Origin of the sequence: Neorhizobium alkalisoli (assembly GCF_007829835.1) — a bacterium.
In the GTDB taxonomy this organism is placed as follows: domain Bacteria; phylum Pseudomonadota; class Alphaproteobacteria; order Rhizobiales; family Rhizobiaceae; genus Neorhizobium.
In genome coordinates, this window is sequence record NZ_VIWP01000006.1 from 103,911 (window position 1) to 120,910 (window position 17,000).

The 17,000-nt window shown below is 61.7% G+C and carries 8 protein-coding genes; 4 read left to right on the forward strand and 4 right to left on the reverse strand.

Annotated elements, in window-relative coordinates:
- The first annotated feature begins 74 nt into the window (after positions 1 to 74).
- From FHW37_RS22165 to FHW37_RS34525, 3 genes are all read left to right on the forward strand, one after another.
- Positions 75 to 902, forward strand: coding sequence for an endonuclease/exonuclease/phosphatase family protein (locus tag FHW37_RS22165; RefSeq protein WP_145640789.1), 828 nt, complete (start codon positions 75 to 77; stop codon positions 900 to 902).
- 90 nt (positions 903 to 992) lie between these two features.
- Positions 993 to 1,967 carry a threonine ammonia-lyase gene (locus tag FHW37_RS22170; RefSeq protein WP_145640342.1) on the forward strand — a complete coding sequence of 325 codons (975 nt, stop codon included), beginning with the start codon at positions 993 to 995 and terminating at the stop codon, positions 1,965 to 1,967.
- A 181-nt stretch (positions 1,968 to 2,148) separates the two neighbouring features.
- Complete coding sequence (locus FHW37_RS34525) at positions 2,149 to 2,280, forward strand: hypothetical protein (RefSeq protein ID WP_281407270.1); 132 nt, start codon at positions 2,149 to 2,151, stop codon at positions 2,278 to 2,280.
- 99 nt (positions 2,281 to 2,379) lie between these two features.
- Here FHW37_RS34525 and FHW37_RS22175 read toward each other — a convergent pair whose 3' ends face one another.
- Positions 2,380 to 3,543 carry a M20 aminoacylase family protein gene (locus FHW37_RS22175; RefSeq protein WP_246690872.1) on the reverse strand — a complete coding sequence of 388 codons (1,164 nt, stop codon included), beginning with the start codon at positions 3,541 to 3,543 and terminating at the stop codon, positions 2,380 to 2,382.
- A gap of 392 nt (positions 3,544 to 3,935) precedes the next feature.
- On the opposite strand from FHW37_RS22175, the gene FHW37_RS22180 reads away from it, so the two are divergent.
- Positions 3,936 to 12,386: a GH36-type glycosyl hydrolase domain-containing protein gene (locus FHW37_RS22180; protein ID WP_145640343.1), complete on the forward strand. Its 8,451-nt coding sequence runs from the start codon at positions 3,936 to 3,938 to the stop codon at positions 12,384 to 12,386.
- 104 nt (positions 12,387 to 12,490) lie between these two features.
- On the opposite strand, the gene FHW37_RS22185 is transcribed toward FHW37_RS22180, so the two are convergent.
- The 3 genes from FHW37_RS22185 to FHW37_RS22195 all read right to left on the reverse strand — a co-directional run bounded on the left by FHW37_RS22185 (position 12,491) and on the right by FHW37_RS22195 (position 16,811).
- Positions 12,491 to 13,291: an exodeoxyribonuclease III gene (locus FHW37_RS22185; RefSeq protein ID WP_145640345.1), complete on the reverse strand. Its 801-nt coding sequence runs from the start codon at positions 13,289 to 13,291 to the stop codon at positions 12,491 to 12,493.
- Between the two features lie 105 nt (positions 13,292 to 13,396).
- Positions 13,397 to 14,002 carry an outer membrane lipoprotein carrier protein LolA gene (locus FHW37_RS22190; protein WP_246690878.1) on the reverse strand — a complete coding sequence of 202 codons (606 nt, stop codon included), beginning with the start codon at positions 14,000 to 14,002 and terminating at the stop codon, positions 13,397 to 13,399.
- Positions 14,003 to 14,120: 118 nt separating this feature from the next.
- Complete coding sequence (locus tag FHW37_RS22195; RefSeq protein ID WP_145640348.1) at positions 14,121 to 16,811, reverse strand: FtsK/SpoIIIE family DNA translocase; 2,691 nt, start codon at positions 16,809 to 16,811, stop codon at positions 14,121 to 14,123.
- Between the last annotated feature and the right edge of the window lie 189 nt (positions 16,812 to 17,000).

The following is a 17,000-nucleotide window of genomic DNA, read 5'->3' on the forward strand; positions in this document are numbered from 1 at the left end:
AGTCTCATCGGAAGCGCTGGTCAGGGGAGGCATCGTCGCCTATCATCCGGATATCAGTCGCCATGCACACACTCATGCACGAAAAACGCCAAAACCTTCCCGTCAGCATTCTGGCTTCGATCCGGGCCCGCAAGAATCGCGGCGCCGGCGTTCACTCGGCGCATGATCGCAGCACCGGCATGCTGATCGCCTCCTACAATGTCCATAAATGCGTCGGCGTGGACCGAAAGTTCGATCCTGCCCGCATCAGCCATGTCATTCGCGAGATCGGCGCCGATGTGATCGCGCTGCAGGAGGCCGACAGCCGGTTCGGCGAAAGGCGCGGGCTGCTCGATCTCGGCTGGATGGAGCGGGAGACGGGCCTTTTTCCGGTGCCGATTACCGGCGCTGCCAGGGCGCATGGCTGGCACGGCAATGTCATCTTCTTTCGCGAAGGTCTGGTGCGCGACGTGCATCAGGTGAACCTGCCGGGGCTCGAACCGCGCGGTGCGCTGATGACGGAGCTTGAGCTGAAGGATGGCAGCACGCTTCGTATCATCGCCGCCCATCTCGGCCTGCTCAACCGTTCGCGCCATCAGCAGGCGCGGATGATCCTCGACATTCTCGGCTCGCGGGCGGAGCAGCCCACCGTGCTGATGGGGGATCTGAACGAATGGCGGCTGGGTGATCGCTCGGCGCTTAATACGCTGGCCACCGTGTTTGGCCTGCCAGCTGCGGTGCCGAGTTTTCCGTCCCGCCTGCCGGTTCTGGCGCTCGACCGGATCATGGCCAACCGGCCGGGCCTGATCGATACGGTGCATACGCATGACACGCCGCTGGCACGGCTTGCCTCGGACCATCTGCCGATCAAGGCCGTGGTGAAGGTCGGCATGTTGCCGGCCGAAGAGGGCAGGGCGGTCTGATCGCCTGCGGTTCGCGTCTTTACCGTCGGGAAAAGCCGGAATAGGGTTTGACCGTTCTCACCCGCACGTCTTTTCCCGAATGGAATTTCCATGACCGATATCGCCATGATCGAATCTGCCCGCGCACGTCTTGCCGGGCATGTCCGCCGCACGCCGCTTCTCTCCTCGCCGTTCCTGGACGAGATCGCAGGCCGCAGGATTTTCGTGAAGCCGGAATGCCTGCAGCATACGGGTTCGTTCAAGTTTCGCGGTGCCTGGTCGGCCATTTCGGCGCTGGAGCCTGACGTTCGTGCCCGCGGCGTGATCGCCTTTTCCTCGGGCAACCATGCCCAGGGCGTGGCGCTGGCTGCAAAGCTGCACGGAATTTCCAGCGTCATCATCATGCCGGCCGATGCGCCGCGCATCAAGATCGAGAATACCCGCGCCTATGGTGCCGAGGTCGTGCTCTACGATCGCGCCAATGAGGACCGCGATGAAATCGGCGCGCGGCTTTCAGCCGAACGTGGCCTGACACTGGTAAAGCCTTTCGATGAGCCGCTGGTGATTGCCGGCCAGGGCACGGCGGGGCTGGAGATTGCCGAACAGGCGGCCGAGCTCGGCATCGACAAGGCCGATGTTCTGGTGCCGACCGGTGGCGGCGGTTTCATTTCCGGTGTCTCGCTGGCGCTCGAAGCCAAGGCGCCGGGTTTTACCGTCCATCCCTGCGAGCCGCAGGGTTTTGACGATGTCACGCGTTCGCTGAAATCCGGCAGGATCGAGCGCAATGACCGGCAGTCCGGCTCGCTCTGCGATGCGATCATCACGCCGCAGCCGGGCAATATCACCTTCCCGATCATGTCGAAGCTTTGCGGTCCGGGCGTCGTCGTTACCGAGGATGAGGCATTGAAGGCGGTCGGTCTGGCATTCAGCCGTCTGAAGATCGTCGTCGAGCCGGGCGGTGCCGTGGCACTTGCCGCTGCGCTGTTTCACGGAGAAGGTCTCGGTGATACGGTGATTGCAGTCTGCTCGGGCGGCAATATCGATCCCGACGTGTTCCGTATGGCTTTGGATCAACAGGCCGCCTGAATAAGGTATTGAACGTGGTTAAGAGCCGTCAGGTATAATAAACCGTTAACTGACAGACTCACGCGTTAAGAAAAAAGGATTTTCTACGGAACACCAATGCGGCTGGAACATTATCTCTATCGGCTTGGTAGAGATAGGCTAGGATAGCGTTCAACAGACGAGATCAACTCGGGAGGTTCGCATGCACTACATCCAGCATCAGCTTCGGTCCTTCACCGCCCCCGGCGCCAAGTGGCAGTGGGTAGCGCAGACCGGCCTCGTGGTCGCCGCGTTCCTGTTCGTCGGCGCCGTAACACTCGGGCTTTTCCCGTAATCGCAATCCGGCCGCCAGTCTTTTGGCGGTATCTCCAGATGAAAAAACCTCCCGCACCGGCATGGCGCGGGAGGTTTTTGTTTTTAAAGGGCAATTGCCTTATTTCGCCGGCAGATAGGCTTCCGCCAGTTCCACCCAGAAATTGACGCCAATCGGGATTGCGTCATCGTTGAAGTCGAAGCGCGGATGGTGCAGCGGCGGGTCGTTTTCGGTGCGCTTGGTGCCGAGCAGAAAATAGCTGCCGGGACGTTCCTGCAGCATATAGGCGAAATCCTCGCTGCCCATGGATGGGCGCTCCAGATCGACGACCTTGTCGGCGCCGACCACGCGGCTTGCGAGATCGCGGACGAAATCGGTTTCCGCCTTGTGGTTGATCGTCGCCTCGTAGCCGCGGTTATAATCCAGCGTCACGCTCATGCCGTAGCTGGCGGCCTGGCCTTCGGCGATCATGCGGATGCGGCGTTCCAGCTCGTCGCGCACCTTCGGGTCGAAGGAGCGGATTGTCAGCAGCATTTCCGCCCGTTCGGGAATGACATTGCTCGCCATGCCGGCGTGAAAAGCGCCGACGGTCACGACCATGGAATCGAGCGGATGGATGTTGCGCGAGGAAATCGTCTGCAACGCCATGATGATGCTTGCGCCGCAGACGATCGGGTCGGCCGTGTCCTGCGGTTCTGCGCCGTGGCCGCCGCGGCCGTTGACGGTGATGCGGCATTCGTCGACCGCCGCCATCATCGGGCCTTCCTTGACGCCGATCAGGCCGAAGCCGAGGGCCGGGTCATTGTGCAGGCCGAACACGGCATCGCAGGGAAAGCGGTCGAAAAGGCCGTCGTCGATCATCAGCTTGGCGCCGCCGAAATTTTCCTCGGCCGGCTGAAAGACCAGGTGAATAGTGCCGTCGAAATTGCGGCGTTCGGCCAGGATCTTGGCTGCGCCGAGCAGCATGGCGGTATGGCCGTCATGCCCGCAGGCATGCATCAGGCCCTTGGTCTTGCTGGCATATTCCGCGCCGGTCTCTTCCTCGATCGGCAGCGCGTCGATATCGGCGCGGATGCCGACGGAACGCGTGCTGGTGCCGTTCTTCAGGCTCGCGACAAGTCCGGTCTGGCCGAGGCCGCGGGTGACCTCGTATCCGAGTGCCGTCAGCTGGGCGGCAACGAAGTCGGATGTGTTGAATTCCGAAAGCCCGAGCTCCGGGTGCTGGTGCAGGTAGCGGCGGGTTGCGACCACGTCGGTCATGTCGTTGGTAAACTGGATCGTCATAGGTCAATCACCATCGTTTTAACGGATGCGCAAGGCATTTCACGGCTGCGCGGGCTGGGCCCGGCGAGCGTCCATCCATAGCAGTGCCGCGATAAAGAGGTAAGGGCCGGATGATCGGATCGAATCGATTGAAAAGCACGTCCTGCAATGGCTTACGGCCGTAATCATTCAGCTTTTATTCAGGGAGTTCAGACTAGAGCCGATGATGTCTCATTGTGCCGGGAGCAGGCGAGGTGGGGATCGATCATTTGCCATATGAGGATCGCTCTCTATCTCTTGTTTCTCGGACGCTTCGACGCTGGTCCCGTTACCTTTACCGGTGCGGTGCCACGCTGGAGCGGACAGGTATTTTGAGACCGTAAACCCTGAATTTCCTCAGCAGAAGTCCATCTATGTCCCTTGATATTCAGCCTTCAGCTTCCCCGCGTGAAACCGAAGCCAAGCAGGTCGATCATAACGACTCGATCCGTGCGGCCTATTTCACCGTCGAAGATCTTCGAGACTGTGGTGAAAAGCTCGGACAGAGCGGCACATCAAGCCTTCCGGGCTTCATGGATTTCGAATTCTTCAAGCGCCATGACGAGAACGAGAAGGAAATCCTTCGCGTTTACCGCGCCGCAGCTCTGGACGTCGATGCCGGTGCATCGATCACGCCGGCTGCCGAATGGCTGCTCGACAACTATTACATCGTCGAAGAGGCGATCCAGGAAGTGCGGCGCGATTTTCCGCGCAAGTTCTTCAAGCAGCTGAAGACGATCAAGGTCGGCGATCAGAAGATCCCGCGTGTGCTGGCGCTCGCCTGGCTTTACGTCGCCCATACCCATAGCGGCCTTAACCGCGAAACGCTGGCCGCCATGGTCGAAGGTTTTCAGACGGAAGAGCCGCTGGAAATCGGCGAACTCTGGGCGCTGCCGTCCTTCATCCGCTTCGTGCTGATCGAAAACCTGCGCCGCATCGCGACCCGCGTCGATCGCTCGCGCAACATGCGCCGCCGCGCCAATGACGCGGCAGACGAGATCATCCGCCTCAACGACGAGACCGAAGGTACCAAGGTTCTCGCCGGCGTCGAGGAATTTGCCCGCGACAACACCTTTGCCGCTCAGTTCCTCTATCGCCTGCGCAATGCTTCGCAGGCCTCGGGTTACGCCACCTCCTGGCTGGAAAAGCGCCTGATCGCTGCCGGCACCGATGTCGAGACGGTGCAACAATCCGAACAGAGCCGCCTGTCCTCCGGCAACGTGACGATGGGCAATATCATCAAGAGCCTGCGCCTCATCATCGATACGGAATGGAGTGTCTGGTTCGAGGACGTTTCGCAGATCGATAAGATCTTTCGCGATCACACGGACTATGAAGCGCTCGATTTCGGCTCACGCAATGCCTATCGCAACCGTATCGAAAAGCTCGCCCGCGTCTCCAAGCGCAGTGAAGCAGAAGTCACGCAGGCTGCCGTCGAACTGGCGCAGGCAGCTGCAGCCAAGAACCCCGACGTGCGCGAAACCAATGTCGCCGCCTTCATCGTCGGCCGGCACCGCAAGGAGCTGGAAGCGGCAATCGGTTACAAGCCGCCGATCCTGCAGCGCGCCGTGCGCGCCTATCGCCGCCTGAACTGGTTCGCGATTGCCGGCCCTGTTCTGTTCCTCACCGTGCTGGCCATGGTGGTTGCCGGTTATTTCCTCGTCCAGGCCTCGATTTCGCTACCGGTCGTGTTCTTCCTTCTCGTCATGCTGGCACTGCCGGCTTCGGAAGGTGCAACAGGCCTGTTCAACACGGTTGTCACCTATTTCGTCAAACCGGCACGTCTGGTCGGTTACGAATACAAGGAAGGCATTCCGGAAGAGGCGCGGACGCTCGTCGTCGTGCCCTGCCTGATCACCGACCGCGACACGGTGGACGAACTCGTCCGCAATCTCGAAGTCCATTATCTCGCTAATCCGAACGGCGAAATCTACTTCTCGCTCCTGTCCGACTGGCGCGATGCCAAGCAGGAGCAGAGCGAGGCCGATCTCGAAATCCTCGACTATGCCAAGCGCGAAATCGCAGCGCTGAACCAGCGCTACAAGGGCGAGGTCGCCAGCGACCGCTTCTTCCTGCTGCACCGCCGTCGCCTGTTCAATCCGAACGAAGGCGTCTGGATGGGCTGGGAGCGCAAGCGCGGCAAGCTGCATGAGCTGAACCTGCTCCTGCGCGGCGACCGTGACACGACCTATCTTCAGGGTGCCAACATGGTGCCGGAGAACGTCCAGTACGTGATGACGCTCGATGCCGATACCCGCCTCATCCGTGATGCGGCGACCAAGCTCGTCGGTAAGATGCACCACCCGATCAACCGCCCGGTTCTCGATCCTGTTTCCAACCGCGTCGTTCAGGGTTACGGCCTTATGCAGCCGCGCGTTACCCCGTCGCTGACGACGGGCAAGGAAGCGTCCGTCTTCCAGCGCGTCTTCTCGGTCGGCCGCGGTCTCGACCCTTACGTCTTTGCCGTTTCCGACGTCTATCAGGACCTGACGGCCGAAGGTTCGTTCACCGGCAAGGGTCTTTATCACGTCGATGCCTTCGAAGCCTCGCTGAAAGGCCGTATCGAGGAAAACTCGGTTCTGTCGCACGACCTTCTCGAAGGGTCTTTCGCCCGCTGCGCGCTCGTCACTGACGTCGAGCTAGTCGAAGACTTCCCGGTCCGTTACGAAGTCGAAGTGTCGCGCCAGCATCGCTGGGCGCGTGGCGACTGGCAGCTTCTCCCTTACATCCTTGAGCCGAAGCGCGGCGTCACCGCGCTCGGCCGCTGGAAGATGATGGACAACCTGCGCCGTTCGCTCACCCCGATCGCCTGGTTCTTCGCATCGGTTCTCGGCTGGTACTGCATGGACCCGCTCGGCGCGCTGATCTGGCAGATCCTGCTGATCTTCTCGCTGTTCGTCGCTCCGACGATCTCGCTGCTCACCAACCTTCTGCCGCGGTCCAGCGACAATGTCGCCAAGGCGCATTTCTATTCGGTCTGGACGGATGTCCGGTCGACCAATGCGCAGGTCGCATTGCGTATCGTCTTCATCGCCGATTCCGCCTGCATCATGACCGATGCGATCGCCCGTTCGCTGTACCGCCTGCTCGTCAGCCGCAAGCTGATGCTGGAATGGCGTACCGCCGCCTCGATCCAGTCAAGCGCGCAGGGCAGCCCGGCCGATTATTACCGTTCCATGTGGCATGCGCCGGCAATCGCCGTCTTGAGCATCCTGCTCGCCGCCATTCCGGGCGACAATGCCTTCCTCGTCGGCATTCCGTTTGCGATTCTCTGGATCTTCTCGCCGCTCGTCGCCTGGTATGTGAGCCAGTCGGCCGAGACGGAAGACAAGCTTTTCGTGCCGGAAAACGTCTCGGTCGAGCTGCGCAAGATTGCGCGCCGCACCTGGCGTTATTTCGAAATGTTCGTGACGCCGGAGCATAGCTACCTGCCGCCGGACAATTATCAGGAAAAGCCGAACCCGTCGGTCGCCAAGCGCACCTCGCCGACCAATATCGGCGTCTATCTGTTATCGACCATTTCGGCCCGGCATTTCGGCTGGATCAGCTTTGCCGAGACGATCGATCGTCTGGAAAAGACGCTGGCGACCGTCGAAAAGGCCGAAAAGTTCCGCGGCCACATGTTCAACTGGTATCACATCGATACGATGAAGCCGCTGATGCCGCGCTACGTCTCGTCGGTCGATAGCGGCAACTTCGCCGGCCACCTGATCGCGATTTCGTCGGCCTGCCGCATCTGGGCGGAAGCCCCGTCGGCGCATCTCCAGGGCAATCTCGATGGTCTCGGCGATGTCGCCGGCATTCTCGGCGAAACGCTGAAGGCGTTGCCGGACGACCGCAAGACCGTGCGCCCGCTGCGTCGTCGTCTCGAAGAGCGGATCAACGGCTTTGCCAATGCGCTCGCCGCCGTCAAGCGCGAGCACGAGTTTGCCTCGATCCGCATCATCAACCTCTCGGTTCTCGCCCGCGACATCCAGAAGCTCGCCGGCAATCTCGACCATGAGGTTCGCTCCGGCCAGAGTGAGGAAGTCACGAAATGGGCGGCCTCGCTGGTCGCCGCCTGCGAAGCCCATATTGCCGATAGCACTTTCGACAATGCCAATGTCGAAGAGCTGCGCGACCGTCTTGCCGCCCTGCGCGACAAGGCCCGCAGGATCGCGCTGGCGATGGACTTCAAGTTCCTGTTCCGCAAGGACCGTCGCCTTCTGTCGATCGGCTATCGCGTCGAAAGCAACGAAGTCGACGAGGCCTGCTACGACCTTCTCGCTTCGGAAGCGCGTCTGACCAGCCTGTTCGGCATCGCCAAGGGCGACCTGCCGAACGAACACTGGTACAAGCTCGGCCGTCACGTCGTGCCGATCGGCGCCCGTGGTGCGCTCGTTTCCTGGTCGGGTTCGATGTTCGAATATCTGATGCCGCCGCTCGTCATGCAGGAGCGTCAGGGCGGTATCCTCAACCAGACCAACAATCTGATCGTCAAGGAACAGATGAACCATGGCCGCCGTCTCGGCACGCCCTGGGGCATTTCCGAAGCAGCGTTCAACGCGCTCGACCATCAGATGCACTATCAGTACACCAACTTCGGTGTGCCGACGCTCGGTCTGAAGCGTGGTCTCGGCCAGAATGCGGTTATCGCGCCCTATGCGTCGATCCTCGCCAGCCAGTACGATCCGATCGCAGCCGTCGAAAACCTCGCCGAACTGCGTGAACTCGGTGCGCTCGGTATCTACGGCTTCCACGATGCGGTCGATTTCACCCCGACCCGTGTGCCGGAAGGCAAGCGTTGCGCCGTCGTGTTCAACTATTATGCCCACCACCACGGCATGTCGATCGCGGCCGTCGCCAACGTCGTCATGAACGGCCTGCTGCGCGAACTCTTCCACTCCGACCCTGTCATCGAAGCGGCAGAACTTCTGCTGCAGGAAAAGGCGCCGCGCGACATTCCGGTCATGAGCGCCAAGCACGAGGAAAAGCCGGGTACTGGCGGCGGCGAGCTGCTGCGTCCGGAAATCCGCACGATCAGCAACCCGGCGACGAAGGACCGCGAGCTGGTTCTTCTGTCCAACGGCCATTATTCGCTGATGCTGACGGCGGCCGGCTCCGGTTATGCCCACTGGAACAATCTTTCGGTCACCCGCTGGAAGGCGGATCCGACCGAAGACCGCTGGGGCCAGTTCATCTTCCTGCGCGATACGGCAACCAACGACTGGTGGTCGACGACTGCCGAACCGCGCCGCGCCGAAGGCGAGCAGACCAAGGTCGTGTTCAGCGACGAAAAGGCCGAGTTCCACAAGACCGTCGGCGATCTCACCAGCACGGTCGAGGTCATCGTCGGCACGGAACACGATGCCGAAGGCCGCCGCGTCACCCTGCTCAACATGGGCACCGAGGACCGCTTCATCGAAGTCACGTCCTATATGGAGCCCGTGCTTGCCGGTGACGATGGCGATAACGGCCATCCGCTGTTCTCGCGCATGTTCATCAATACCGAGATCGGCAAGCGTGGTGATGTGATCCGCGCTTGGCGCAACAAGCGCGAGCATAGCGATCCGGACGTTCTGGTGGCGCATCTTGCCGCCGACAGCGCCGGTTCGTCGCGCCCGACCGAATACGAGACCGACCGCCGCAAGTTCCTCGGCCGCGGCCGCACGCTGGCGGAGGCTGCCGCCTTCGATCCGGGTGCATCGCTTTCGAATACGGACGGTTTCACGCTCGATGCGGTCCTGTCGCTGCGCCGCAGCGTCCGGGTTCCGGCCGGCAAGAAGGTCAGCGTCATCTTCTGGACCATCGCGGCCCAGAAGCGCGACGAACTCGACAAGGCGATCGAGCATTACCGCCACGTCGAGACGTTCCAGAGCGAGCTGACCCAGGCCTGGACGCGCACGCAGATGCAGATGCGCCATCTCGGCGTCACCTCGCAGGATGCCGCGGTCTACCAGCATCTCGGCCGTTACCTCGTCTATCCGGACATGCAGCTGCGCGCCGACCAGCAGACGCTGCAGGCCGGCATGCAGGCACAGTCGGGCCTCTGGCCCTGGGCCGTATCGGGCGACCTGCCGATCTTCACGCTGCGCATCAATGACGAAAACGACATGCCGGTCGCCAAAGAAGCCATCCTGGCGCAGCAATATCTGCGCTCGCGCGGTGTCCTGTCCGACCTCGTCATCTTCAACGAGCGGGCGGCCGAAGACCAGCAGGATATCCAGCAGTCGATCGAGCAGCTGGCGACCCGCATGGGTCAGGAGGGCGGGCGCCAGCACGTCTTCACGCTGCGCCGCGGCCTGATGGACGATGCCGCCGTCGAAGGCCTGATCGCCGCCTCGCGCGTCGTTCTGCATGCCCGCAACGGCCAGCTTGCCGACCAGCTGAACCGCACGACGACGATCTTTGCGCCGTCGACCGAACAGCAGATCGAGGCCGATCGCCGTCCGCTCCTCAAGGGCGAGATCTTTGCCGCACCGGAAAGTGCAGCAGAAGCACCGGCAGGTCTCGATTTCTGGAACGGCATCGGTGGCTTCTCCGGCGAGGGCAACGAATATGTCGTGCACCTCAAGGGTGGCCAGTCGACGCCGCATCCGTGGATCAACGTTATCTCCAACGACAATTTCGGCTTCCATGTTTCTGCCGAAGGCGCAGGTTTCACCTGGGCCGAGAATTCGCGCGACTACCAGCTGACGCCCTGGACCAATGATCTCGTCATCAACCGTCCCGGCGAAGGTTTCTATGTCGCCGACACCGAGACGTCGAAGGTCTACACGCCGTTCGCGGCCCTGTCGCGCCGGCCGGAAGTCACGTTCGAGACCCGCCACGGCCTCGGTTACTCCGTCTTCACGGCGGAAGAGGATGGCCTGAAGCTTGAAGTCACCCAGACCGTCGATCGCAAGCGCCATGCGAAATTCTCGCAGATGGTGCTGAAGAACTCCGGTTCGGAAACGAAGAAGCTGCGCCTCTACGGTTATGTCGAATGGCTGCTCGGCTCCAATCCGGCAAAGACGGTGTCCTACATCCTGCCGTCGCGGGACGAGGCGACCGGCACGCTTCTCGCCACCAACCCGTTCAGCATCAACTTTGCCCGCTTCGCCTTTGTCGGCATGGCGGAAATGCCGAGCGGCTTCACCGTCAGCCGCCGCGAGTTCATCGGCCGCTTCGGCTCGGTGCAGCTGCCGGCAGCCGTCACGAGCGGTTCGGCTCTCAGCGGTTCGCTCGATCTTGACGGCGATCCGTGCGCAGCACTTGCCTATGATGTCGAACTGGCGCCGGGCGAGGAAAAGAAGGTCACCTTCTTCCTCGGCGATGCCAAGACGCGCGAAGAGGCCGTCAGCCTCGCTGCCGAGTTGAAGGTGGCGAAGTTCGACGAGATGCTGGCGGCAAACCGCGGCTTCTGGACCGAGTTCACCGGTCGTGTGAAGATCTCGACGCCGGACAAGTCGCTGAACAACATGGTCAACCACTGGCTGCCCTATCAGGCACTCGGTTGCCGTATCATGGCCCGTACCGCCTTCTACCAGGCATCCGGCGCCTTCGGCTTCCGCGACCAGCTGCAGGATACGCTGGCCTTCCTGGTGCACGAGCCGTCGCTGGCCCGTCGCCAGATCATCAACGCCGCTTCGCACCAGTTCCGCGAAGGCGACGTGATGCATTGGTGGCTGCCGCATAACGACTCCGGCGTCCGTACGACCATCTCGGACGACGTCGTCTGGCTCGCCTATGCGATCCATCAATATGTCTCGGTTACGGGCGATGCGTCGCTGCTCGAGGAAAAGCTGCCCTTCCTGGCCGGCCCGATCCTCGAAAAGACCAAGCACGACGCCTTCATCCAGCCGGAGGTCACCGACGAGATCGGCAGCCTCTACGAACATGCCGCACGGGCGCTCGATCTTGCGATCGACCGGACCGGCGACATGGGCCTGCCGCTGATCCTCGGCGGCGACTGGAACGACGGCATGAACCGTGTCGGCGTCAACGGTCGCGGCATGAGCGTCTGGCTCGGCTGGTTCCTGGCAGCAGCCCTGCGTAACTTCATTCCTTATGCGGAAGAGCGCAAGGACGCCAAGCGCGCCGATCGCTGGCGGAAGCATATCGATACGTTGCGGGACGCGCTGGAAACCGACGGCTGGGACGGCACCTATTATCGCCGCGGTTATTTCGACGACGGTTCACCGCTCGGCTCTGCCAAGAGCGATGAATGCCGCATCGACAGCCTCGGTCAGACCTGGAGCGTGCTGTCGGGTGAAGGTAATCACGAGCGTTCTGTCCAGGCGATGGACGCGGTCATGGAAAAGCTCGTCGACGACGAGGCCGGTATCATCCGCCTCTTCACGCCGGCCTTCCAGAACACCCGTAAGGATCCGGGCTATATCAAGTCCTATCCGCCGGGCGTGCGTGAAAACGGTGGCCAGTATACCCATGCTGCGATCTGGGTGGTGATGGCCATGGCCGGGTTGAAGCGTGGTGACGATGCCTGGAAGTGCTTCCAGATGATCAACCCGATCAACCATGCGCTCGACCATCAGTCGGCCGAAAAATATCGCGTCGAACCCTACGTGGTCGCCGCCGATATCTATGGCGCCGGCTCTTATGAAGGCCGTGGCGGCTGGACCTGGTATACGGGTTCCGCAGGCTGGCTGCACCGCGCGGCGATCGAAGGCATTCTGGGCATCCGCCGCCAGGGCGACCGTCTTCTGGTCAATCCGGCGCTGCCGAGCGAATGGCCGGGCTTCACCGCTGAGATCACCATCGAAGGCAAGGCACACAAGATCGCCGTCGAGGATGGCAAGGTGACCGTGGATGGCACCGCGGTCGGTGAAGAGGGCTACAAGCTGTAAGGCTTGAGGCCCGCCGATCCCGAAACAGAAAAGCCCGCCTTTCGCTTCCGGAAGGCGGGCTTTTTATTGGTCGGTAGGGAGGCGGTGGAGTTCTGCCCCGAACTTCAGAACTTGAACGTGGCCGTGACTGGCACGTGGTCGGAAGGCTGGTTCCAGCCGCGTGCTTCCTTCAGCACTTCGATATTGGCGAGGAACGGCCCGAGATCCGGCGAGGACCAGATATGGTCGAGGCGGCGGCCCTTGTTGGCGGCTTCCCAGTCTTTCGCGCGGTAGCTCCACCAGGTGTAGATCTTTTCCGGCTCCGGCGTGTGCTGGCGCATCAGGTCCAGCCAGCCGCCCTTGGCGATGACGTCCTTCATGCCCTCGGTCTCGACCGGCGTATGGCTGACGATCTTCAAGAGCTGCTTGTGCGACCAGACGTCGTGTTCCAGCGGGGCGATATTGAGGTCACCGACCAGGATGGAGGAAACGCCCGGCATGTCCGCCTTCAGCGCCTTCATCTCTTCGAGGAAATCGAGCTTGTGGCCGAATTTCGGATTGATCGTCCGGTCCGGCTCGTCGCCGCCTGCCGGCACGTAGAAATTATGCAGGCGGATGCGGCGAGAGCCGCGTTCGAAGATCGCCGAAATGTGTCGTGCATCACCGACATTGCAGTAATTCTGGCGATGGTCTTCGAGAAGCGGCACTTTCGAGGCGATGGCGACGCCGTGATAGCCCTTCTGGCCGTGGATGATGATGTGCTCGTAACCGAGCGCCTTCAGCGGTGCGAGCGGGAATTCCGGCTCCTGGCACTTGATCTCCTGCAGGCAGAGGATATCGGGCTGGTGGCGGACGATGAACTGCTCGACGATCGGCATGCGCAGCCGCACCGAGTTGATGTTCCAGGTGGTGATCGAAAATGTCATGGCCTGCCCTCTGTTTGAGGAGAGGTCTAGGCAATTTCATGGGGCGTGAGAAGCAAAAAGGGCCGCCGAAGCCGCCCTTTGCACGAAGATCGACAGGTAGACGCCTCAGCGGACCTGATCGTAGGGAATGGTGAAAACCTTCTCGTCGAGGTTCACGCCGTTCTGGACGTTGTAGACCATGACCGACGTGTCCTTGTTCTGTGCATCGGTGATCGTCCACTGACGCAGGTCGTAGGTCTTGCTGTCGAACATCATGGTGATGGTCGAATCGCCGAAAATCGTCTTGTTGCCGAGAATGATCGTCGTCAGATCCGGCTCTTCCTTGACGCTGCGAACCGTCTCGTCGCTCAAGTCGATCTTGTCGGCGAGAAGCAGCGTCAGCGGCGTCTTCGACAGCGGATAGATATCCCAGGTCTTCAGCTTCACATTGCCGATGACGACATTGCGGCCGTCGGCGATGACGCGCAGCGGTGACGGATCCTCGAAATTGAAGCGCAGCCGGCCGGGCCGCTCGATGTAAAACTTGCCGCCAGTCTGTTCGCCACGCGGGCCGAACTGCACGAACTCGCCCAGCATCGTCTTCACGGAGGAGAAGTGGTCGGCGATCTTCTGCGCTGCGGCGCCCTTGGCGGCCTGCGCATGAGCTGCGACCGGAAGCATTCCGGCCATGGCCACGCCAGCCAGCCCGAGCGAAAACTGCCGGCGGCCCATCTTTGGGGCTATATTGGCGGAAAGAGTGGTCTTTTCTTGTGTCATTCAGGTCTCCTTCCTGTCTTCCTGCGTCTCAAACACGGCACCTTGATGACGGCCATCAAGGATCACGCAATCCTTACCGTTCGAGGATATCCGCCTCGGTCGGCACCAGGATCTCGCGCTTGCCGGCATGGTTCGCCGGCCCGATCAGGCCTTCCTTTTCCATCCGTTCGATCAGCGAGGCGGCGCGGTTGTAACCGATGCCGAGACGGCGCTGGACGTAGGACGTGGACGCCTTGCCATCGCGCAGCACGACGGCCACTGCCTGATCGTAAGGATCATCCGAGTCCGACAGGTTGGACGTGCCGGCCGGGCCGCCATCATCCTCATCGTCGTCCTCGTCGACCGTGATCGCATCGAGATATTGGGGTGCGCCTTGGGTTTTCAAGTAGGCAACGATCTCCTCGACCTCGTTATCCGAGACGAAAGGTCCGTGAACGCGCTGAATGCGTCCGCCGCCGGCCATATAGAGCATGTCGCCCATGCCGAGCAGCTGTTCTGCGCCCTGTTCGCCAAGGATGGTGCGGCTGTCGATCTTCGACGTCACCTGGAAGGAGATACGGGTCGGGAAGTTTGCCTTGATCGTACCGGTGATGACGTCGACCGAGGGACGCTGGGTCGCCATGATGACGTGGATGCCGGCGGCACGGGCCATCTGCGCCAGACGCTGCACCGCGCCTTCGATATCCTTGCCGGCGACCATCATCAGGTCGGCCATTTCGTCGATAATGACGACGATATAGGGGATCGGCTTCAGATCGAATTCTTCCGTCTCGTAAACCGCCTCGCCCGTCTGGCGGTCAAAACCGGTCTGCACGGTGCGGGTCAGAACCTCGCCACGCTCGATTGCCTGCTCGACGCGGGAATTGAAGCCGTCGATATTGCGGACGCCGATCTTCGACATCTTCTTGTAGCGCTCTTCCATCTCGCGGACGGTCCATTTGAGCGCGACGACGGCCTTTTTCGGATCCGTGACGACCGGAGAGAGAAGATGCGGAATGCCGTCATAGACGGACAGTTCCAGCATTTTCGGGTCGATCATGATCAGGCGGCACTTCTCCGGCGTGTAGCGGTAGAGCAGCGACAGGATCATCGTGTTGATGGCGACCGATTTACCCGAACCGGTGGTACCGGCGACGAGAAGATGCGGCATCTTGGCGAGGTCGGCGACAACGGGCTCACCGCCGATCGTCTTGCCGAGCGCCATGGCGAGCTTCGCCTTCGAGCCCTCGAAATCCTTCGAACCGATCATCTCGCGCAGGTAGACGGTTTCGCGGGTGCGGTTCGGCAGCTCGATACCGATCGCGTTGCGGCCGGGGACAACGGCGACGCGGGCGGCGATCGCGCTCATCGAGCGGGCGATATCGTCGGCCAGACCGATGACGCGCGATGACTTGATGCCCGGTGCCGGCTCGAGTTCATAGAGGGTGACGACCGGGCCGGGACGGACATGGATGATCTCGCCCTTGACGCCAAAGTCTTCGAGCACGCCTTCGAGCATGCGTGCATTCTGTTCCAGCGCATCGGCAGACAGCGAGGCATCGCGGGCGACGGCCTTGGGTTCGGTCAACAGATGCACTGAGGGAAGCTGGAAGCCATCCGGGGCGATGAAGGAGCCTTGAGCATCGCGGCTGACGCGGGCGCTCGGCTTCGGCGGGGCAGCGGCCGGTGCGACACGTTGGCTGCGCTGCGGACCTGCGCCGCCGATCGGTTTTGGCGCACGCGAGGCGACGAAAGGCGCATCGTCATCCTCGTCATCGGAAAGAATGCCATGCGGCCGGCGCGGCATGTCGTCCATGTCGAAGGGCGGATCGTCGTAATCGTAGTCTTCGTCGTCATCGGCCATGGGCGGGGCCGAAACGATGCGGCGGGACGAGCCCTGATCCATGGCCGGTTCGCGGCGCTGACCGCCGATGGACGGAGACTTGGCACGCACCGGCTCGTTCAGCTTGCCGAATTCGTCGTCGTTGAAATCGTAAGGCTGGTCGAAGGCGACGCGGGCACGCGGCTTGACGCCGAACAAGCGGCGCATGCGGGCCTGGGTCATGTACCAGTGATGCGCCATGACGCCGAGCGGAGCTGTCAGGCGGGCAAAGAAACCGTCGCCGTCGTCTTCGTCCATCTCCTCATGGCGATGGCGCGAGCTGACGGCTGCGACCGGCTTGTCGTCGTCTTCGCTTTCCTCTTCGGACAGTTCACCGACGAGACCGGAGGCAAACAGCATCAGGTAGATGCAGGGAATGGTGAAAATGCCGCCGAGCACGGTTGCGACCATGCCGGTGGGGTAGGCGCCGACGAACAGCGCCGGAAACCGCAGGATCATGTCGCCGATCACGCCGCCGATACCGTTCGGGATCGGCCAGGTATGCGGTGCCGGAAAACAGCCGAGTGTCGCCGAGGCAAGCAGCGTTCCGCCGCCCCATGCGGCCAGACGCGCCGGGATACGGTCGTAGCGGCGGCCGGAAATCAGCGCCAGCGCGAAGGACAGGATCGGCAGGAGGGCGAAGACGCTGGCGAGACCCAGGAACTGCATCATCAGGTCGGCAAAGGCAGCGCCGGTATAACCGAGGATGTTAGCGGGCGGATTGTCGGTGGCGTAGGAGAAGCTCGGGTCGGAAATGTTCCAGGTGGCGAGGGCTGCGACGGCTGCCGCAAGAAGCGCAAAGATCGAAAAACCGATCAAAGCCATGGCCTGGCGCCAGACGAAGGCGGTGAGAATCAGGCGGGTGGAACGGTTTGCCATTGCCGCCGAACTGCTTCTGCCCATCTTGCCTGCTCGCTGTTCCTGAAACGTATCTACGAATCGGCCATGCCGCCGATCACGCAATTCCAGAGAAAAGTAGCGCGACGATGGTTAATGCGGCTTTAACCACGAAGTTTTCCACAACCTGCGGGCTGCACGCAAACGGAAAAGGCCCGAACGATTGTCCGGGCCAGTCAGCCTCATGAGAGGCAA